Source organism: Microvirga arabica (assembly GCF_016811235.1).
Taxonomy (GTDB): Bacteria; Pseudomonadota; Alphaproteobacteria; order Rhizobiales; family Beijerinckiaceae; genus Microvirga; species Microvirga arabica.
The window spans coordinates 1-19273 of the sequence record NZ_JAFBID010000035.1 but is presented as its reverse complement, the minus strand read 5'-3'; the positions used below and the strand labels follow the sequence as shown (position 1 = coordinate 19273).

The 19273-nt window shown below is 61.7% G+C and carries 21 protein-coding genes and 1 pseudogene; 14 read left to right on the top strand and 8 right to left on the bottom strand.

Features of this window, described 5'->3' with window-relative positions; genetic code table 11:
• Window positions 1-39 precede the first annotated feature (39 nt).
• The 5 genes from JQC81_RS17440 to JQC81_RS17420 all read left to right on the top strand — a co-directional run bounded on the left by JQC81_RS17440 (window position 40) and on the right by JQC81_RS17420 (window position 4577).
• A complete protein-coding gene (locus JQC81_RS17440) occupies window positions 40-546 on the top strand; it encodes a putative pterin-binding protein (RefSeq protein WP_203273063.1) in 507 nt (168 codons plus the stop codon).
• 104 nt (window positions 547-650) lie between these two features.
• A complete protein-coding gene (locus JQC81_RS17435) occupies window positions 651-2693 on the top strand; it encodes a sensor histidine kinase (protein ID WP_312887545.1) in 2043 nt (680 codons plus the stop codon).
• A 12-nt stretch (window positions 2694-2705) separates the two neighbouring features.
• Window positions 2706-3749, top strand: a complete 1044-nt coding sequence (locus JQC81_RS17430) for a response regulator (RefSeq protein WP_203273061.1) — start codon at window positions 2706-2708, stop codon at window positions 3747-3749.
• Window positions 3750-3913: 164 nt separating this feature from the next.
• Window positions 3914-4279 carry a hypothetical protein gene (locus JQC81_RS17425; protein ID WP_183450478.1) on the top strand — a complete coding sequence of 122 codons (366 nt, stop codon included), beginning with the start codon at window positions 3914-3916 and terminating at the stop codon, window positions 4277-4279.
• 103 nt (window positions 4280-4382) lie between these two features.
• Entirely contained in the window at window positions 4383-4577 is a 195-nt protein-coding gene (locus JQC81_RS17420) for a hypothetical protein (protein ID WP_203273060.1), read from the top strand.
• A 3-nt stretch (window positions 4578-4580) separates the two neighbouring features.
• Here the strand turns inward: JQC81_RS17420 and JQC81_RS17415 are convergent, their stop codons facing one another.
• Complete coding sequence (locus JQC81_RS17415) at window positions 4581-4790, bottom strand: DUF2842 domain-containing protein (RefSeq protein ID WP_203273059.1); 210 nt, start codon at window positions 4788-4790, stop codon at window positions 4581-4583.
• 158 nt (window positions 4791-4948) lie between these two features.
• On the opposite strand from JQC81_RS17415, the gene JQC81_RS17410 reads away from it, so the two are divergent.
• Window positions 4949-5989: a COX15/CtaA family protein gene (locus tag JQC81_RS17410; protein WP_246520501.1), complete on the top strand. Its 1041-nt coding sequence runs from the start codon at window positions 4949-4951 to the stop codon at window positions 5987-5989.
• Between the two features lie 51 nt (window positions 5990-6040).
• Here the strand turns inward: JQC81_RS17410 and JQC81_RS17405 are convergent, their stop codons facing one another.
• Complete coding sequence (locus tag JQC81_RS17405; protein WP_203273057.1) at window positions 6041-6451, bottom strand: DUF1236 domain-containing protein; 411 nt, start codon at window positions 6449-6451, stop codon at window positions 6041-6043.
• Between the two features lie 485 nt (window positions 6452-6936).
• On the opposite strand from JQC81_RS17405, the gene JQC81_RS17400 reads away from it, so the two are divergent.
• On the top strand, window positions 6937-7611 hold the full coding sequence (locus JQC81_RS17400) for an AAA family ATPase (RefSeq protein ID WP_203273056.1): 675 nt from the start codon (window positions 6937-6939) through the stop codon (window positions 7609-7611).
• 112 nt (window positions 7612-7723) lie between these two features.
• On the opposite strand, the gene JQC81_RS17395 is transcribed toward JQC81_RS17400, so the two are convergent.
• Entirely contained in the window at window positions 7724-9007 is a 1284-nt protein-coding gene (locus JQC81_RS17395) for an O-acetylhomoserine aminocarboxypropyltransferase (RefSeq protein WP_203273055.1), read from the bottom strand.
• Window positions 9008-9105: 98 nt separating this feature from the next.
• A complete protein-coding gene (locus tag JQC81_RS17390; RefSeq protein ID WP_246520499.1) occupies window positions 9106-9630 on the bottom strand; it encodes a CoA-binding protein in 525 nt (174 codons plus the stop codon).
• A 51-nt stretch (window positions 9631-9681) separates the two neighbouring features.
• Between JQC81_RS17390 and JQC81_RS17385 the strand changes: the two genes are divergently transcribed.
• Window positions 9682-10119 carry a PaaI family thioesterase gene (locus JQC81_RS17385; RefSeq protein ID WP_203273053.1) on the top strand — a complete coding sequence of 146 codons (438 nt, stop codon included), beginning with the start codon at window positions 9682-9684 and terminating at the stop codon, window positions 10117-10119.
• 15 nt (window positions 10120-10134) lie between these two features.
• Here the strand turns inward: JQC81_RS17385 and JQC81_RS17380 are convergent, their stop codons facing one another.
• A complete protein-coding gene (locus JQC81_RS17380) occupies window positions 10135-10761 on the bottom strand; it encodes a glutathione S-transferase family protein (RefSeq protein ID WP_203273052.1) in 627 nt (208 codons plus the stop codon).
• A gap of 294 nt (window positions 10762-11055) precedes the next feature.
• Between JQC81_RS17380 and rplM the strand changes: the two genes are divergently transcribed.
• Both rplM and rpsI read left to right on the top strand, forming a co-directional pair.
• Window positions 11056-11520, top strand: a complete 465-nt coding sequence (rplM, locus tag JQC81_RS17375; RefSeq protein WP_203273051.1) for a 50S ribosomal protein L13 — start codon at window positions 11056-11058, stop codon at window positions 11518-11520.
• Window positions 11521-11523: 3 nt separating this feature from the next.
• Window positions 11524-12000, top strand: coding sequence for a 30S ribosomal protein S9 (rpsI, locus tag JQC81_RS17370; protein WP_203273050.1), 477 nt, complete (start codon window positions 11524-11526; stop codon window positions 11998-12000).
• 54 nt (window positions 12001-12054) lie between these two features.
• Here the strand turns inward: rpsI and JQC81_RS17365 are convergent, their stop codons facing one another.
• Window positions 12055-12570, bottom strand: coding sequence for a DUF5872 domain-containing protein (locus JQC81_RS17365; RefSeq protein WP_203273049.1), 516 nt, complete (start codon window positions 12568-12570; stop codon window positions 12055-12057).
• Window positions 12571-12858: 288 nt separating this feature from the next.
• Here JQC81_RS17365 and argC point away from each other — a divergent pair, with 288 nt between their 5' ends.
• Entirely contained in the window at window positions 12859-13827 is a 969-nt protein-coding gene (gene argC, locus JQC81_RS17360; RefSeq protein ID WP_203273048.1) for an N-acetyl-gamma-glutamyl-phosphate reductase, read from the top strand.
• A gap of 134 nt (window positions 13828-13961) precedes the next feature.
• Here the strand turns inward: argC and JQC81_RS17355 are convergent, their stop codons facing one another.
• Window positions 13962-14846, bottom strand: coding sequence for a fumarylacetoacetate hydrolase family protein (locus JQC81_RS17355; protein ID WP_203273047.1), 885 nt, complete (start codon window positions 14844-14846; stop codon window positions 13962-13964).
• Window positions 14847-15228: 382 nt separating this feature from the next.
• On the opposite strand from JQC81_RS17355, the gene JQC81_RS17350 reads away from it, so the two are divergent.
• Window positions 15229-16515: an OmpP1/FadL family transporter gene (locus JQC81_RS17350; protein ID WP_203273046.1), complete on the top strand. Its 1287-nt coding sequence runs from the start codon at window positions 15229-15231 to the stop codon at window positions 16513-16515.
• A gap of 81 nt (window positions 16516-16596) precedes the next feature.
• Here the strand turns inward: JQC81_RS17350 and JQC81_RS17345 are convergent, their stop codons facing one another.
• Window positions 16597-18402: a PHA/PHB synthase family protein gene (locus JQC81_RS17345; RefSeq protein WP_203273045.1), complete on the bottom strand. Its 1806-nt coding sequence runs from the start codon at window positions 18400-18402 to the stop codon at window positions 16597-16599.
• Between the two features lie 118 nt (window positions 18403-18520).
• Here JQC81_RS17345 and JQC81_RS17340 point away from each other — a divergent pair, with 118 nt between their 5' ends.
• Entirely contained in the window at window positions 18521-18934 is a 414-nt protein-coding gene (locus JQC81_RS17340) for a hypothetical protein (protein WP_203273044.1), read from the top strand.
• A gap of 43 nt (window positions 18935-18977) precedes the next feature.
• Window positions 18978-19273: pseudogene (locus JQC81_RS17335) on the top strand (aminotransferase); the annotation flags it as partial.

The following is a 19273-nucleotide window of genomic DNA, read 5'->3' as shown; positions in this document are numbered from 1 at the left end:
AGCGTAGTTCTATTATAATCTGTCGCTAAACGGGAACTGATGCTTCCTCTCATCGGGTTTGTATATTTTGCAATAGCCATGGGCCTCAGCAGCCTGTCTTACGCGACAGAGCCGTTGCCGCTGCCCAAGGGACCCGTCGTGCTGACCGTATCCGGTAAGATCAAGCGGACCAATGGTAACGGCGTTGCGCTGTTCGACATAAAAATGCTGGAAGCACTTGGCAGGACGTCTTTTACCTCACGATGGGATCTGTCCGAGGCGCCTCTCCTGTTCGAAGGAGTTCCGCTTCGCGCATTGCTGGAAAGAATCGGGGTCCTTGGAAAGAGCCTGAGGGCATCCGCCCTGAACGATTATGCCGCTGTCATTCCGATGGAAGATCTTAGGTTTGAGCCAATCCTTGCGACGAAAGTGGATGGTCGTACGCTGACGATCCGCGACAAGGGGCCTTTGTGGATCGCTTATCCGAGGGACGCGCACAAAGTTCTTCAGGATGCCAAATATGACTACCGCTGGGTCTGGCAACTCAACAAGCTTCACGTCGAGTAGTCATGCGGTTCGGCTTGCACAATTACAAAACGGCCCTGGTCACACTTCTCGCGACTTTAAGCCTGATCGTGTGACTTGGCTTTACCATCGCGCGACTGGTCGAGATGGAGCAAAGGTTTCGGAATGATGGCTCCTTCACAACCCTTTGGTTTGTCACCCAGGCTCAATTCGAGGCGGCCGTCCTCGCTGAGACCCTAGCCCGAGCCGCCGCGAACGAGAGTTTCAGAACGCCGGAGGAGCACCCGGTCTTTAGAAGCAATATCCTGGCCAGCCGATTAACGGTTCTGCTTGAGGGGCGGCAAGGCAAGCTGATGGACAGCGTCGGCGTTACAGCAGACATCAATCAGGCTCATGCGCAGCTCACAACGGCGGAGCCGCTTCTCCGGGATGGGATCGACGTGCAAGCTGCGGTGCTGCTTCGCGAGCAGATGAAGCAACTCGCATACAGGCTGAGGGACGCTGCCAATCAGATTGTAACGTCAAGCCACGATCAGATTGCATTGAGGCGGTCAGGCTACTTGCGGGTTATGTTTGAAGGCTTCGCCTTTCTCCTGAGAATTGTCCTGAGTGCCGCCTTCCTTCTTATTCGCCTGTTCAAAGGTGTTCAGGAGGCGAGTCAGGCAAAGCAGTTGCTCAGGCAAGAGCAGGAGTTGTCCGACCTGGTGATCAACAACATCAGCAACCAGGGAATTATCATGTTTGATAATCAGCTGCGTTGCCTGCTGTGGAATCACAGCATGGAGGGTTTGCTGAACGTTAAGCCGGATCAGGCGATCGGTCAGCGGATGGAGAATCTGGACCGGCTTTTCAGTAGGCCCGAAATCGTTGATGCGCTGACCAGGGCCACCGAAGGGGCCAGCTCGATCCTGGAGCACGAGACTGTGACTTCGGAAGGGCACGAGCGCTGTCTGGAGATCAACAGCTTCCCGATTTTCATGGCGGAGCGGAAGCTTGGAATTGCCTTCATCCGTGATGTGACGGAGCAGTGGCTTGCGCGTAAGCAGGCTGAGCGGCAGAACTTCGATCTCCAGATCAAGGTTCTCCAGAGGACGGCAGCCTTGCGTCAGGCAGAGCGCCGCCTGATCGCAGCCATCAATTCCGCCTCAGAAGGCTTTGCGGCTTTCGATTGGACGGGAAAGCTCCTCTTCGCCAACGAGCAGATCTGGGCGGCGGCTCCGGTGTCCCTGTGGTGCAGCGAGGACATGAGTCTGCACGTGTTCCTGCGATGCTTTGCCATGTGTGAAGGAGCCGATCTGCGCCTCGTGAAAGCCCAAGCGCCCTTCGAGGAGATCGAGTACGATCTTCTGGTTAAGAAAGACACCTGGCACCGGCTCTCCCTCACAAAAGCTGACGGGGCGACGATCTTTGTCCGTTTGACCGATATCAGCGGCTATAAGCAGGCGGCAAAGGCACTCGAGTCAGCTCTGGAGCGCGAGCGCGAGACGACCAACGCTTATCGGAGCTTCGTATCGATGGTGTCCCACCAGTTCCGGACGCCACTCGCCATCCTGGACTCGAGCGCACAACGCATCCTGCGGCGCGGTTCGGCGTTGACCCAGGACGAACTCGCCACCCGCGTTCAGAAAATCCGCAATGCGGGGACAAGGCTGACACGCCTGGTCGACAGCGTGCTCAACGCGGCCAAGCTCGACGCGGGAACGATCGAGCTGAACCCGGCCTCGTATGATCTCACCCATCTGGTCATGGACATCTGCGAGCGGCAGCGAGAGGTCAGTTCTCAAGCCGACATCCGTTTCGACGTGCCGGATAATCCTGTGCACGTATATTGCGACGGCATGCTGATCGAGCAGGTCGTGGTGAACCTCCTGTCCAATGCCATCAAGTATTCTGGGACCTCGCCCGTGGTCGAGATCAAGATCTGGATGGACGGCTCCCGAGCCTATTGTTCCGTTCGCGTCTGGGGCATCGGAATTCCTGCGAACGAACTGCCGAAGATTTTTGAGCGGTTCTATCGCGCCAGCACAGCCTCTGGAATCGCCGGTACCGGCATCGGCCTGAACTTGGCCCAGCGGATCATGCATCTCCATGGAGGCGAGATCCACGTTGAGAGCTACGAGGCTGCTGGCTCTCTCTTCACCTTCGACCTACCCATCGCCAATGCGGATCAAGCGCAGCAGGCTGCATGAGTGACCACGATCATGACAATACAAAAAACAATTCTCTGCGTTGAAGACGAAAACGATCTCCGGAGCGATATCGCTGAGGAACTGGAAGCCGCCAATTATCGCGTGCTCCAGGCAGCCAATGGCAGCGAGGCTCTGGCGCTTCTCGAGAAACAGCGGCCGGATCTGGTCCTCTGCGACATCACCATGCCGGGTCTCGGAGGCTATGATGTGCTCAAGGCCTTGCGCGAGCAGGGCAACATGGTGGACGTTCCCTTCATCTTCCTCACGGCTCTCGCCGAGCGCAACGATGTCCTGACCGGGAAACAGGCCGGAGCGGACGATTATCTGGTCAAGCCCATTGATTACGAGATCCTGCTCGCGACGGTCGCTGCCCGTCTCGACCAAGTAGCCCGGGTGCAGTCGAGCGCCGTTCACCGGGCTGAGGAATCCTGGCAGGAGATCCTCAAAGCCTCTCAGGGGCGCACCGTTGATGCTCTCTACAAGGCCACTTTGGCTTTCGACCGCTTCCTTGTGGGCGTCGTGATCGTCAACGAGGCCGGGGAGGTTCGGGTGATGAACAAGGAGGCGCAGCGCATTCTTGCCGAAGACGATGGTTTGAGCGCATCGCAGGGGATCCTGAAAGGCTCGGTCGCCAAGCAGAACAGCAAACTCTATTCAGCCATCGAGAAAGCCTTTGAGGAGGAAACCCTCGACGAGATCATCTCTTTCCCGCGCGTCTCGGGTGGGCGGCCGTATCTCGTCCTGATCCCCGGCCAGCGCTTCTCGCCCGAGGAGCGGCCCGAGGCCGTGGTGCTGCTCGTCATCGACACGGAGCAGCGTGCCAAGGTTTCGGGCGACACGCTCGTCCGCCTGTACAACCTAACGCCATCCGAGACCCGGGTTGCGCTGATGCTGATCGACGGCAAGCGCCTGGACCAGATTGCGGAGGAACTCGAGGTGGCTCAGACCACCGTCGTGTTCCACCTCAAGAACCTGTTCCGCAAGACGGATACCAACCGCCAGGCGGATCTGGTGCGTGTGCTCCTCTCGGTACCGCTGCGGACCTCCGCCGACTGAACCGGTCGCTTAAACCGCGTTAAGAAGTTGCTCACCATTCCGGCAAGATCGGCCAAAACCCAAGCTTTGCCACAATTTGTTCAGCTTTCAGAGAGGTTTCGAACAGTATATCTCTTGGCATGAAGAGGGAGACATGGGGCCTCCCTTCTGTCGGGGTGTTGATCATGAGGATCTTCCGTCTTGTTTCCGGCACGGCCGCCGCTCTGGCGCTGGTCTCCGGCCTGGCTGTCGCCGAGCCGGCTGCAGCGCGCGATCGCCTGTCGCCTGGTGCCGCTGTGGCTCTCGGTGCTCTGGGCGGTCTTGCCGTGGGTGCTGCCGTTGGCGCCGCTGTGGCTCAGCCTCAGCCGCCGGTCGTCTACCGGGCTCCGCCTCCGCCGCCACCGGTTTACGTGGAAGAGCGTCGGGTGCCGGTCTACTACGAGCGCCCGGTCCGGGAGCGGGTCTATGTGGAGCAGTGCACGACCGAGCGCTATCGCGAGTGGGTTCCCGGTTGGGGCTGGGAGCACCGCAGCCGCAGGGTGTGCCACTAACCAATCCGATCAGGCCCGCCTCAAGCGGGCCTTTTCTTTGGAACTGCGGAGAACCGGGGTTTTGCTGCCGCGTTGACCGCATGAAAACCATGCGAGATTTGCCATGACCAGCACCCCGAAAGATCAGGCCGGTTCCGATCGGACGAAGCTGAACCCAGGCGATCAGGCCAAGCCGGGCACCGCCGGCACCGGGGAGAATGTCTGCCCGGAATGCAAAGGCAGCGGCCGCATCGGCGCGGCGGCATGCCAGACCTGCGGCGGCACCGGCACGATCATCGAAGGGATCGGCGGCGCCTGAGTCCTAAGATTTGTCGGGCTTCGCCATCCAGCGAATGAGCGGCATGAGCGGCACAACCCAGATCAGGCCGAGGACGATATAGGCCACCGTCTGGATGAGCTTCGGCGCCTCGGAGATCCGTCCCTCGGCGACCGCCATGGCAAACAGCGCGTAGAAAAAGATGAAGGCCAGCATCACCACTGTCCCGATCAGCTTGCGCGCGCGCGTACCCATGGCCGAAACCCTCAACTTCGTGAAATCTCATCCCGACGGTGCGTCACCGGCATGAATTGCCTCCAGCAGGCGCAGCCTCTATGTGACGTCCATATCCTGGGTTCAAGCCCTAATCGATGATGAGAGTGAGCATGGCTGTCGCAGCCTCCACCGAGGGCATGCCGCTGGCACGCGTGCCCCAAACCCGATCCCTGTCCGCGGTCCGCACCTGGATCTACACCCTTGCCGCCCTAGTGGTGCTGATGGTCGCCGTCGGTGGCGCCACACGCCTGACCGGTTCCGGTCTCTCGATTACCGAATGGCGGCCGGTCACGGGCGCCATTCCGCCGCTCACCGAACAGGCATGGCTGGTCGAGTTCGACAAATACCGGCAGATCTCGCAATACGAGCTCGTGAACAAGGGCATGACCCTGTCCGAGTTCAAGTTTATCTATGCTTGGGAATGGGGGCATCGGCAGCTCGGTCGCCTCCTCGGCCTCGTGTTCTTCCTGCCGCTGGTCTGGTTCTGGGTCCGCGGTGCAATCCAGGGCAGGCTGGCCCTGACCCTCCTTGGCATTGGAGCCCTAGGCGGACTTCAGGGCGCCATCGGGTGGATCATGGTGGCCTCGGGCCTCGAGCCCGGCATGACTGCCGTGGCGCCCATCAAGCTGGCCCTGCACCTGACGGTCGCCAGCATCATCCTGGCCTGTCTCGTCTGGGTGGCAGCCGGCCTGAAGGATCGCACCGACGCAATCCCGGAGGTACGCGCAGGGTATGCGCCGCGCATTCTCATGGGGCTGATCCTGTTCCAGATTGCTCTCGGCGGCCTCGTGGCGGGCTCGAAGGCGGGATTGACCTACAACACCTGGCCCCTGATGGACGGCGCGCTTGTCCCGCCGGCCTCAGCCCTGTTCTCGGTCTCGCCCTGGATCGAAAACCTCGTCGACAATGTCGTGCTGGTTCAGTTCAACCACCGCTTGGCTGCCTATGCCATCGTTGCCTTTGCCCTGTGGCATGCCTGGACCCTGCGGCGTGTAGCGCCGGGTTCGGAGGCGGCCAGGCGGGCCAGTGCCATGGCTGGCCTGACCCTGGCGCAGATGGTGCTCGGCATCGTGACCCTGCTGCTCGTGGTGCCACTGTGGGCCGGTCTTGCTCATCAGGTCTTTGCCATGGCGGTTCTGGCCATGGCTGTCGTTCATGCCCGGGTGAGCGCCGCCTGACATGAAAAAGGGCGGCCTTTCGGCCGCCCTGATCTTCAGCCGCTAACGATATTAGCGGATGACCTGGACGATGCGGCGGGTGCCGGGCTCGACCAGAACCGGGGTGTCGTTCACCACCGTGTAGCGGTAGTTGGTGACGCCGTACTGTTCCGGAACTTCATAGTACTGCACACCGGAAGCCGGGAGGGTCGCACCCACGCGGATCTCTTCCTGGACGCGGTAGGACGGAACGCCCTGGGTCACCACATACTGGCGGAACTGCGGCTGCTGCTGCTCGGCGAGGCCGCCCACAATCGCGCCCGTCACGCCGCCGATGGCAGCGCCGACCGGGCCGCCGACGATGGCGCCGCCAACGGCACCGGTGGTCGCGCCGGCCGCAGCGCCGCCGCCGGACTGAGCAAGTGCGCCAACCGGAGCAAGGGCCACGAGAACAGCGCCTGCAAACAAGATCTTCTTCGACATGTGTCAGCTCCTAACTGGTGAAGTCTGGAGCTTAACGGCCAGGCAGAAGGGTGGTTCCGAGGCCTGTAAGCAAGTTCAGATACGAATTGTGAATAAGTCGCGCGCTTTTCCTGTGTGACCGTACCAATCATGCCTCAATGCTTGGGGGGCATGCTCTCGCAGCAGGGATGACGCTTCGAAACCTCATCTATCCTGCGGATTTGCAGGTGTGGTAGGCGGCTGCCTTCCGGTGGGGGCCGTCGAAAGGCGCGAATTCTGCGACAGCTCCATGTTCCGTCGTGTGCTGCGGAGATCCATGCAGTCACGCTTCACCAGCGTTCAGAAAGCGAGGTCTGAATGGCCTTGGCTGAAAAACGCTAAAAATCACCGTGGGAATAGGGCTGGAATTAGGAAATCAGGTCTTGCTCTGCTACAGGTGAACAATATTAAGATAGCCTTAACCCTCAAGCGCAGTGCTGCAGGAACAGGCTGATAAGGAGTCAGGCATGAACGTGCTGGTCTTTGCTTCGCGAAAAGGCGGCTCGGGTAAGAGCACGCTCGCTGCTCATCTCGCGAGTTATATCGCCAACCCTTCACGCCCCACATTGCTCATTGACAACGACCCGCAGGGGTCCTTGTCCTTGTGGCACAAGATCCGGAACCAGGAATACCTTGGCCTCAAGCACAACGTCCGCAATCTGGGCGAGGCCCTGAAGGACGCCAAGCGCCAGGGTTACGAATGGGTGCTCATCGACACGCCCCCGAACAAGTCTCCCATCGTGGCCGAGGCCATCAGGCACGCCACCCTGGTGATCATTCCGGCCCGGGCCAGCCTGTTCGACATCGCGGCGCTGCAGGACACGGTGGCCATCGCCCGCGAGCACCGCAAGCCCTATGCCGCCGTGATCAACGCCGCCCCGGCCAAGCACGGTGATAACGAGGCTGCCGTCGTGGCCGACGCACGTGGAGCCCTGAATGCGCTTCAGGTTCCCGTCTGGGCCGGCCAGATCACGCACCGTCCGGAACTGACGCTCTCCCTCGCAACAGGCGAGGGCGCCCGGGAATACGATGCAGGTTCGCAGGGTGCGGACGAAATCGGACGCCTCTGGACGGCGCTCGAGCGTTCGCTCAACGCCATCCACAACACCTATAAGAAGGCGGGTTCATCCCGCGCGGCATAGCACCGAGCTTCACGGCATGAAAAAGGGCGGCCTTGAGCCGCCCTTTTTGCTTTTCAGTTCGTCATGCCCAGCATGAGGCCGGGCATGACGGGATGGAGGCAATGACGATTGCTTAAGCCGCGTCCAGCGCCTGGTTGAGATCGTCGATCAGGTCCTGCGTATCCTCGAGGCCGATGGACAGGCGCACCACCTCCGGGCCGGCACCGGCCTGGGTCTTCTGCTCGTCCGTGAGCTGGCGGTGCGTGGTCGAGGCCGGGTGGATCACGAGGGAGCGGGTGTCGCCGATATTGGCCAGGTGCGAGAACAGCTTGAGGTTCGACACCAGCTTCACGCCGGCCTCGTAGCCGCCCTTGAGCCCGAAGGTGAACACCGCACCGGCGCCCTTGGGGCAGTATTCCTGCGCGAGGTTGTGGTAGCGGTCCGAGCGCAGGCCGGGATAGCTCACCCAGGATATCTTGCTGTGGCCCTGCAGATGCTCGGCGACTGCTAGGGCATTGTCCGAGTGACGCTGCATGCGCAGCGGCAGGGTCTCGATGCCGTTGAGGATCAGGAAGGCATTGAAGGGCGAGAGCGCCGGGCCGAGGTCGCGCAGGCCGAGCACCCGGCAGGCGATGGCGAAGCCGAAATTCCCGAACGTTTCGCCCAGCACCATGCCGGCATATTCCGGACGCGGCTTGGAGAGCATCGGGTAGCGGTCGTCGCCCGCGAAGTTGAACGTGCCGCCATCCACGATGACACCACCGACCGAGTTGCCGTGGCCGCCAAGGAATTTGGTGGCCGAATGGACGATGATGTCGGCACCGTGCTCGAACGGGCGGATGAGGTAGGGCGAGGCCATCGTGTTGTCGACGATGAACGGGATGCGATGCTTCTTGGCAATCGCCGCAATGGCCTTGAGGTCGACGATCACGCCGCCCGGATTGGCAATGGATTCGACGAAGATCGCCTTGGTCTTCGGCGTAATGGCGGCTTCGAAGGAGGATGGATCGTCCGAATCGGCCCAGACAACGTTCCAGCCGAAGTTCTTATAGGCGTGGTTGAACTGGTTGATCGAGCCGCCATAAAGCTTGCGGGCCGCCACGAACTCGTCGCCGGGCTGGAGCAGGGTGTGGAAGGTCAGGAACTCGGCCGCATGGCCCGAGGCGACGGCGAGAGCCGCCGTGCCGCCTTCCAGCGCGGCAACACGCTCCTCGAGCACCGCACAGGTCGGATTGCCGATGCGGGAATAGATGTTTCCGAAGGCCTGGAGCCCGAAAAGCGAGGCCGCATGATCTACGTCGTCGAAGACGAAGGAAGTGGTCTGGTAGATCGGCGTCGCCCGCGCGCCGGTGGCTGCGTCGGGAGCGGCTCCGGCATGGATGGCAAGCGTATTGAAACTTGGCAGACGGTCGGTCATGGCAGCAGCCTCTTCCTCTCTAGAGCGACGTTCTGTTCTCTATAAAGAACGAAACGTTCTTCCGGTCAAGGCAGTGGATGCAAAGCTGCCGATACGACTTACGGCCGATTGAGGCTGAGCTTCTGGAAGCCTTTTCCTGACAGAACCGGCTTCTTCGCGCTGATCATCCGCGAGTTGACGCCCTGCCAGGAGATCTCGCCGGAGAGACGGCCGAACTCGATCTTGGGGCAACGGTCCATGACCACCTGCAGGCCCTTCGCCTCGGCTTTGGCGGCGGCCTCGTCATTGCGGACGGAGAGCTGCATCCAGAGAACCTTCGGCAGCGGATCGAGCGCCAGAGCCTCGTCTGTGATCGGCCCGGCGGCCTCCGAGTTGCGGAAGATTTCGACCATGTCGATGGGGCCGGGCACATCCTTCAGGGAGGCGTAGACCGTCTTGCCCAGAAGCTCGGTGCCCGCCAGTCCCGGATTGATGGGGATCACGTCGTAACCCCGCTCCAGCAGGTACTTGGTGACGATCCAGCTCGGGCGCGACGGGTTCTGCGAGGCGCCGACCAGCGCGATGGTTTTCACGCCGTTGAGGATGCCGCGGATGTAATCGTTCGGATAATTGTCGTGATTCATGAAGGGAACGTATGGGATAGGGCAGGGCAGTTCAATGAGCATCGCAGATTCATGGCATCGCACCATCCCATCATGACCCGAGACGAACTCGCGGCCTTTCTGGACCGGGAGTTTCCGCAGATCCACATGGGAGGGCAGACCTATTTCGTGGATGAGGTCGGGCCTCTGTCGGCCAGGATGCGGATGACCTATCACGAACGCCATATCCGCCCGGGAGGAACGATCTCGGGGCCGGCCATGATGTCTTTGGCGGATCTCACCCTCTATGTGGCGATTCTGGCCCATATCGGCCCGGTGGCGCTCGCCGTCACCACGAGCCTGAACTTCAACTTCCTGAGAAAGCCCGAGCAGCGGGATCTCATCGCTGATTGCCGACTCCTGAAGCTGGGAAAGCGGCTGGCGGTCGGGGATGTGTCGATCTATTCCGAGGGCAGCCCGGAGGTAGTCTGCCATGCGACTGGAACCTATTCGATCCCGGATCGCCGCTGACGTTCAAAGCCTTACTCACGCCTTTGGGGGCAGGAGCGCGTCGTCGATCTCCCGGGCGCGCAGCGCCGCGGGGCGGTTGCCGATCCGGTTCCAATAGGCCTCGAAGGCGGGCCGCTTCTCGATTGTCCCGAACATCATACCCCAGCCGATCTGTGCGCCCACATAGACATCGGCGGCGCTGAACTGGTCGCCTGCAATGTATTCGGATTGCGAGACTGCGTATTCCAGGGCATCGAGCACGCTCTCCAGGGAGCCATAGCCGATCATGGCCTGACGCTCGGACGGCACCTCGAAGCCCAGCGACTTGTTGCTCACGGCGGCCTCAACCGGCCCGGCGGCGAAGAACATCCAGCGGTAATAGGTGCCGCGGCGGGGATCGCCTGGAGGCGGCGCCAGCCTTGCTTGGGGAAAGGCATCGGCCAGATAGGCGCAGATCGCAGCCGCCTCGGTGACAACCACGCCCTCATGGAGGATCGCCGGCACCTTGCCCATAGGATTGACGGCGCGATAGCCGGGCGCCTTCATTTCGGGGCCGAAGGCCAGGACCTCCGTCCGGTAGGCGCAACCCGTTTCCTCCAGCATCCAGCGCACGATGCGGCCGCGCGACATGGGATTCGTGAAGAAGATCAGTGCATCAGCCATGCGGGCCCCTTGTTGTAGATTGAAGCCGATTGTGCCTCAGAGTTACCGCTAAGCATAGCCTGTGCTGAACCAGGGCGGAGACCATGTGGTATGGAGAGACCACATATGCGGTGTCTAAATACCTTGATCAGGTAAGATGTTGTTTTATATTGCTTTTCCTATGGCTTTGCCCTGTTTGTTTCCAGTTGACTTCACTATCTGAAAACACTAAACAGCCCTCACTCGCCGCCGCACCTCGCGGCGGTTTGTCATTTTCAGAACCTGAGCCCTAGGGCTCCAACGGGATACAGCGCTATGAAGACTACGACTTCGCTGAAGCCCGCCGAGGTCGAGAAGAAGTGGGTTGTGATCGACGCGAAGGGCCTGGTTGTGGGCCGTCTTGCGTCGGTGGTTGCCATGCGCCTGCGTGGCAAGCACAAGGCGAACTACACGCCCCACGTCGACTGCGGCGACAACGTCATCGTCATCAACGCCGACAAGGTGGTGTTCACCGGCCGCAAGCGCGAGCAGAAGGTGTACTACCATCACACCGGTTATCCGGGCGGCATCAAGGAGCGCACCGCGCGTTTCCTTCTCGAAGGCCGCTTCCCGGAGCGCGTGGTCGAGAAGGCTGTGGAGCGCATGCTCCCCCGCGGCCCGCTTTTCCGTCAGATCATGGGCAACCTGCGCGTCTATGGCGGCGCTGAGCATCCTCATACCGCTCAGCAGCCTGAAGTCCTGGACGTCGCGGCCCTCAACAGCAAGAACGTGAGGGCCTAATCCATGGCGACCCTTCAGTCTCTCGCCGACCTGGGCCAGAATCCCCAGACGGCCGCTCCGGAAGCTCCGAAGCACGTCCAGAAGCTCGACTCGCTCGGCCGCGCCTATGCCACTGGCAAGCGCAAGGACGCGGTTGCCCGCGTGTGGATCAAGCCGGGCTCCGGCAAGATCCTCATCAACGACCGCGCCGTCGAGGTGTACTTCGCCCGTCCCGTGCTCCGCATGATCCTGGCGCAGCCGCTCCAGATCGCCCAGCGCGAAGGCCAGTACGACATCGTCGTGAACGTCAACGGCGGCGGTCTCTCCGGCCAGGCCGGTGCGGTCCGTCACGGCCTCGCCAAGGCGCTGACCTACTATGAGCCGGAGCTTCGCGGCCCGCTCAAGAAGGAAGGCTTCCTGACCCGCGATCCGCGCGTCGTCGAGCGTAAGAAGTACGGCAAGAAGAAGGCCCGCCGCAGCTTCCAGTTCTCGAAGCGCTAAGGCTCCTCAGCCAGATTCTCGAAAAGGGCGGTCCTCGGGCCGCCCATTTTGCATCTACGCCAAGGCGCGTTCAAGTTCCGCTTTGTTCATCCGCGAACGGCCCGGAATATCGCGCTTGCGGGCGCGCTCCATGAGTTGGGCCTTTGTGGTGGATGATGCGCCGCTCCGTGTGGCGCTTTTGCGTGCGGCGGCAGCCTTCTTGGCAACGTCGCGCGGCTGTTTCGAAAACTGCTTGCCCTTGCGGGTGTCGGCTCTCTTCTTGTCCGACGATCGCTTGTACTCGCTGTCGGTCAGCGCCTTCCGGCTTTTGGCCGGCAGGTAGCGCTCGCCGGTGTCGCCGCTCTTCTTGCCGGATTTCGTGCCCCAATCCTCATCCTGCCACTGCTGGAGATGGTTGTCCGAGGTCTTCTTGCCCTCGTAGCCGCCGCCTTCCTTCTTGTACTCGGCCACGGCCACCTGGGCCTTGCGCGCCGACCATTGGCCGGGCTTGCCGCCTTTCGCGCTCTTCGTCACTTCTGCCTTCACCGTCTCCCAAAGCTTGGGATTCGTCTTCTTCGCCGTACCAGCCATCGGAGCCGCCTTCTCGCGTTCAAGATCGCGGAAGCAACCGCACAGAACATGAAGGGTTCCGAGCTGCATTCCTTGACAAGCTAGGCTTCATGGCTTCATAGATCGTCTCATGATCATCGTTTCAGACATCCGACGTAGCCTGTCCGCCGCGCCCGCGCGCCTGCGATGACGGCTGCTCGTCCGTTCGTCTGCCAGCCGCGCCCTCTGCGCGGCTTTTCTTTTTCCTGAAACCTTGTGGGCCCTGTGCGCTTGGCCCTATCTCAGCCTCGACGATAGATTGGATCGATCATGACCTCGACCCTCGACAGATCCTCCGGCCTTAGCCAGCAGACGAAGACCGTCTTTATCGACGGGGAGGCGGGCACCACCGGCCTCGGCATTCGCGAGCGCCTGAAGGACGTGTCCGGCGTCGCTATCCGCAGCATCGATCCTGAGCGGCGCAAGGACCCGGCCGCCAAGCGTGAGATCCTGGCCGAGGTCGATCTCGTGGTGCTGTGCCTGCATGACGACGCGGCGCGCGAGACCGTGAGCCTCGTGGACGGCCTGAGCGGGCATAAGCCCAGAATCCTCGACGCCAGCACGGCGCATCGGGTGAGCCCAGGCTGGGCCTATGGCTTCGCCGAACTCGATTCCGCGCAGCGGGAGGCGGTCGCCAACGCCGACCGTGTGGCCAATCCCGGCTGCTATCCCACAGGCGCCATCGCGCTCATCCGGCCCCTCGTGGATGCGGGCCTCGTTCCGGCCGATTACCCGATCAGCGTGAATGCGGTGAGCGGCTACAGCGGGGGCGGGCGCTCCATGATCGAATCCTACGAGGCCGGCACGGCGCCTTCCTTCGAGCTCTATGGCCTCGGCTTCGAGCACAAGCATGTGCCCGAGCTGCAGAAATACACCGGCCTGACCCGGCGGCCCATCTTCATCCCCTCAGTGGGCAATTTCCGGCAGGGCATGCTGGTGAGCGTGCCGCTTCACCTCGATATGCTGCCGGGCAAGCCGAAGGCAGGCGATCTCGAAGCGGCACTGATAGCCCACTACCAGGGCGGCGGGCTAGTGAGCGTGGTGTCGACCATCCGGGACGGCAAGAAGATCGAGCGGCTCGAGCCCGAGGCGCTGAACGATACCGACCGGCTGGAGCTCTTCGTCTTCCAACACGACAGCTACAACCACGCGCTCGTGGTCGCCCGCCTCGACAATCTCGGCAAGGGCGCCTCGGGTGCTGCGGTGCAGAATATCCAGCTCATGCTCGGGTTGATTTGAAGAGCAGTGTCGCTCTGATTGGCATCACCGGCCTTGTGCCGGTGATCTCGTTCGGTGGAGGCGCGGCGCCTTTCAAACAGAGATGGCCGGGACAAGCCCGGCCATGACGTGAAGAAGCGCTTTTCCTGCTGGAGCTAATGCCCCTTCCAGCTCTTGCTGGTATCCAGGGCATTGCCTTCAAACGCGACGACGCGCTGGCGCTGCTCGCCGAGCCCCTCGATTCCAAGCGAGACCTCGTCGCCGGCCTTCAAGAAGCGCTGCGGCTTCATCCCCATGCCGACACCGGGCGGGGTGCCGGTGGTGATCACGTCGCCGGGCTCCAGGATCATGAAGTGCGAGACGTAAGACACGATCTGCGCGACGTTGAAGATCATGGTCTTGGTCGAGCCGTTCTGCATGCGCTCGCCGTTCACGTCGAGCCACATGGAGAGGTTCTGCGGGTCCGGGATCTCGTCCTTGGTCACCAGCCAGGGGCCGAGAGGGCCGAAGGTGGGGCAACCCTTGCCCTTGGTCCAGGTGCCGCCGCGTTCGATCTGAAACTCGCGCTCGGAGACGTCGTTACAGACGCAATAGCCGGCGACGTATTCCAGCGCCTCGTTGGCGCCGACATAGGACGCCCGCTCGCCGATCACGATAGCCAGTTCCACCTCCCAATCGGTCTTCTGCGACCCTCGGGGGATGATCACATCGTCGTTGGGTCCCACAATGCAGGAGGGTGCCTTGTTGAACACGATGGGCTCCGCCGGAATCGCAGCGCCGGTCTCGGCCGCATGGTCGGCGTAGTTCAGCCCGATGGCGATGAAATTGCGCACCTGACCCACGCAGGCGCCCAGACGCTGGCCAGAGGGCGCTGCCGGGAGGGTGGAGGGGTCAGTTTGACGGATACGGTTCAAGGTATCTGAGGACAACGTCGCTCCGGTGATGTCGTCAACGATACCCGAGAGGTCACGAATCTGTCCCTGGGCATCGATCAACCCGGGCTTCTCCCGTCCCGCTTCCCCAAATCTCACCAGCTTCATCAAACGCTCCTGTCGTTGCGGCATGTGCATAATTGGCGCGAACGCGCTCCGCTACAATGCATTTTTCGGACGCAAATATGTTGCTCTTTTGCCACGAGCGCCTACAAAGTGCGAGAATTCCCTTGTCCCGATGGTGTTAGACGGCTGCCTGCATTTAGCCGCCAATACATTTGTTTAGATGTGAACCATTGTTCCATGCTTGTGCTTTCTATGGCCCTTTTGAAGTAAAGCTAAGTATTGATTGAAGTGGATACGTGCGGTTTATGAATTCTTAACCGCCTGCCTCAACCACATAATCAGATTGCGGCGAAATTTGAGCGTTGGCAGATTGGGCTCAAGGCGGGATTCGCCCGCGCAAGAAACAAATGGGCAGGAAAACTCCATGAGTCGTCTCTCTCGTTCTTTGACCCTGACTGCAGTCTCTCTTGCAGCTCTCGTCGCCGCTCAGGGTGGCGCTCATGCCGGTGCCTTCGGCATCCGCGAGCAGAGCGCTTCGGCTCAGGGCCTTTCCTTCGCCGGCGCAGCGTCCGGCTCGGGCTACCTGTCATCCATGTTCTGGAACCCGGCCGTGATCACGATGATGCCGGGCTGGAACACCGAGGCGAGCCTCTCGCTCATCGTTCCGCGCGTGGACATCAACCCGCTTCCGTCCGTGCCCACCTTCGCGCTGGGCGGCTCCGGCGACATCGGTCAGGATGCCATCGTTCCGGCCAGCTACAACTCCTACCAGATCAACGACATGCTCTGGGTCGGCCTGTCCACGACCTCTCCCTATGGCCTTGTCACCGATCCGCGGGACAACTGGGCCGGCCAGGTCTATTCGCGCTCGTCCAAGGTTTTCTCCCTGAACGCCAATCCTGTTCTCGGCATCAAGGTGAACAACTGGCTGTCCGTTGCAGCCGGTCCGTCTCTCCAGTATTTCGACATCCGCCTCAAGCGGGCGGCTGCCGTCACGCCGGGCGCTCCCAGCGTCATTCTCGACGGTGACGATATCGGCTTCGGCTTCACGGCCGGTGTGACCCTCACGCCGTTCGCCGGTACCTCGATCGGCATCGGCTATCGCTCGCGGATCGATCACGAGCTTGAGGGAACGGTCACGTCTCCCGCAGGCCGCATTCCGATCACCTCCGATCTGACGACACCGGACCAGCTCACCATCGGCATCTCGCAGGCCATTACGCCGGCTCTCACCGTGCATGCCGGCTTCGAGTGGACGAACTGGAGCGTGCTCGAGACGCCTCTCGTCACCGGTCCGGGTGGCGTGGTCGTGACCGATCTTCCGCTCAACTACGACGACGGCTACTTCTACTCTCTCGGCTTCGACTACAAGCTGACCAATCAGCTGACCCTGCGCGCCGGTCTGGCCTACGAGGAGTCGCCGATTGATACGGAAGTCCGCTCCACCCGTCTGCCTGACAACGATCGCATTTGGGCATCGGTCGGCGCCAGCTACCAGTGGAACAACAAGCTGTCGTTCGACGTCGCTTACACCCACATCTTCACGAAGGAGACGGACATCCGCATCCTTCCGGGCCAGCAGGATTTCGAAGGCCTGCCCTTCGTGGCCGATGTGGACGCGAGCGTCGACATCGTGTCGGTGGGCCTGCGCTACCGCTGGGATGACCCGGCTGTTGCCATCCCGGCTGCTCCGATCGTCCGCAAGTACTGATCTCCTCGGCAGCAGATCGAATCGAAAGGCCGGCGAAAGCCGGCCTTTCCTTTTGGGCGGATAGAGGAAAAGTACGACGCTTCAGGATTTTGCGAGAACGTAGGTTCCCGGAGCATCGCAGAGAGGCTCCAGCTTGCCGCCTCCAGGCTCCCGCGCTAGCACCGTTTTGGGTGCTTGAGCCTTGATCCATTCGAACCAGTAGGGCCACCAGGAGCCGGGTGTCTCGTTCGCCTGCTTCACCCAGTCCTCCAGCTCGCCCTCAACCGGACCGCCGGTCCAGAACTGGTACTTCGGCTTGCCGGGCGGATTGACCACGCCGGCAATGTGCCCCGATCCGGCAAGCACATAGTGGACAGGCCCTCCAAAAGCCTTCGAGCCGACGAAGACCGAGCGGGCAGGGGCGATGTGGTCTTCCTTGGTGGCGAGATTGAAGATCGGCACCTTCACCTTCTTCAGGTCGAGTTTCACGCCCGCCAGCTCCATCTCGCCCTGGGCGAGCTTGTTCTCCAGGTAGCAGTTGCGCAGATAGAAGGCGTGATTGGCCGCCGGCATACGGGTCGAGTCGGCGTTCCAGTAGAGCAAGTCGAAGGGAAGCGGCGCCTTTCCCTTCATGTAGACATTAACCACGTAGGGCCAGATCAGGTCCGTGGGCCGCAGCATGTTGAAGGCATTGGCCATGCGCGAGCCTTCGAGGTATCCGCGCTTCTTCATGGAGGCCTCCAGGCTCTGGACCTCCTGTTCACCTGCGAACACCTTCAGGTCGCCCGCATGGGTGAAGTCCACCTGCGCGGTAAAGAGCGTCGCGCTGTCGATGCGCTTGTCCCGCTTGGCGGCCATGTAGGCCAGCGTCGTGGCGAGCAGCGTGCCGCCGACGCAATAGCCGATCGCCGTCACCTTCTTCTCGCCCGTGGCCTGCTCAATCGCGTCAAGCGCCGCGAAGATGCCGTCGCGCATGTAATGCTCGAAGCCTTTTTCCGCATGCTGCTCGGCCGGATTGACCCATGAGATGCAGAAGACGGTCAGGCCCTGCGCGACCGTCCAGCGGATGAAGCTCTTCTCAGGGTTGAGATCGAGGATGTAGTACTTGTTGATCCAGGGCGGCACGATCAGCAGCGGCCGCTTAAGCACCTTCTCGGTGGTGGGTGCGTACTGGATCAGCTCCATGAGATCGTTGCGGAAGACCACCTTGCCAGGGGTGTTGGCGATGTTGGCCCCGATCCTGAAATTGCTCGGATCGGACTGGCGGATCTTCAGCTCGCCACCGCCGGCTTCTATGTCCTCGGCCAGCATGCTGATGCCACGCACCAGATTGGCTCCGTTCTCGCGCAGGGTCTCTCGGATGAGCTCGGGATTCGTCAGAAGAAAATTGGAGGGGGAGAGCGCGCTGGAGAGCTGCTTGAGGTAGAACTGCGCCTTGTGGCGCGTGCGCTCGTCCAGCCCCTCCGCATCCTCCACCAGATCCTCCGCCCAGCGGGAGGAGATCAGATAGGCCTGCTTCAGGAAATCAAAGACCGGGTTCTCGGACCATTCGGGATCCTTGAAGCGGTTGTCCTTGGGCTCGGGCTCGGCGACCGGTTCCGCGGGCTCGCCCTGGGCACGCTTCAGGGTCGAGGCCCACAGGCTCATGAACTGCGTGCCGAGGCGGGTCTGGGCCTCCAGGGTCCTCTGCGGATCGGTCATCCAGGCTTCGGCCACCCGGGTCAGGGACTTGATTGCCTCCGACGTGTCGCCCGGAGGCTCCGACAGGGTTTTGCCTTCCTGGACAGGCTTAAGGTAGGCGGCGGCCGCCTTGCCGGCGCCCTCGATGAACTTAGCTACATTATGGGAGAGCGCCTCGAAGTCCGGGGTGGGGCCTTGGGTCTTCTCTTCACCATATGGCTTGTCCATAAGGCGATCTCCCTCTATCGCAGCAACATTGCCCTCAGGCTGCACTTCCGACATCCTAGCGTTCAGAACGCTGTGTTTGCCAGAGTCTTGTTGCCATCCTTAGGTATCAGAAATGCGTATGAACCTCCTTTCGATCCCTCGCGCTGCGGCCTTTGCACTAACCTTGTGCACGGCTGCCAGCTTGGCCGGCTGCAACAGCAATCCCGTGCGCGACGTGGCCACATCCCTCGGAGCCGGGCCTCAAGTAGCGCAGACACCTGATTTCGTGGCACGCTCGAGGCCCGCGACGCTCGACTACATGCCGATCGGCACGCCCGTTCCCGAGCGCCCGACGCCCGCGCGTTCGGCGGAGGAGATCAAGGCTGCAGAGGCGGAGCTCGATGCCTTGCGGTCCCGGAACGAGGCGGCCGGTGCCGCAGCCGCGGAAATGGGCAACACGCCGCCGCCCGAGCCCATCCGGCTGCCTGCAAACTCCACTGCCAACACGTCGCAGCAAACGCGCCAGAAGGCGAATTCCAACAGAAGGCCTTAGTGCCTATACGGAATGATGTGATTCCGCTCGGGGACGAGAACCAATGTCTGATTTCTACCGGATCAAGCGCCTTCCGCCTTACGTCTTCGAGCAGGTCAACCGGATCAAGGCCGCGGCCCGGGCCAACGGGGCGGACATTATCGACCTCGGCATGGGCAATCCGGACCTCCAGGCCCCGCAGCACGTCATCGACAAGCTCGTCGAGACCGTGGGCAAGCCCCGGACCGACCGCTACTCGGCCTCCAAGGGCATCGGCGGCCTGCGCCGCGCCCAGGCCGGCTACTACGAGCGCCGCTTCGGCGTGAAGCTCAACCCGGACACGCAAGTTGTGGCGACGCT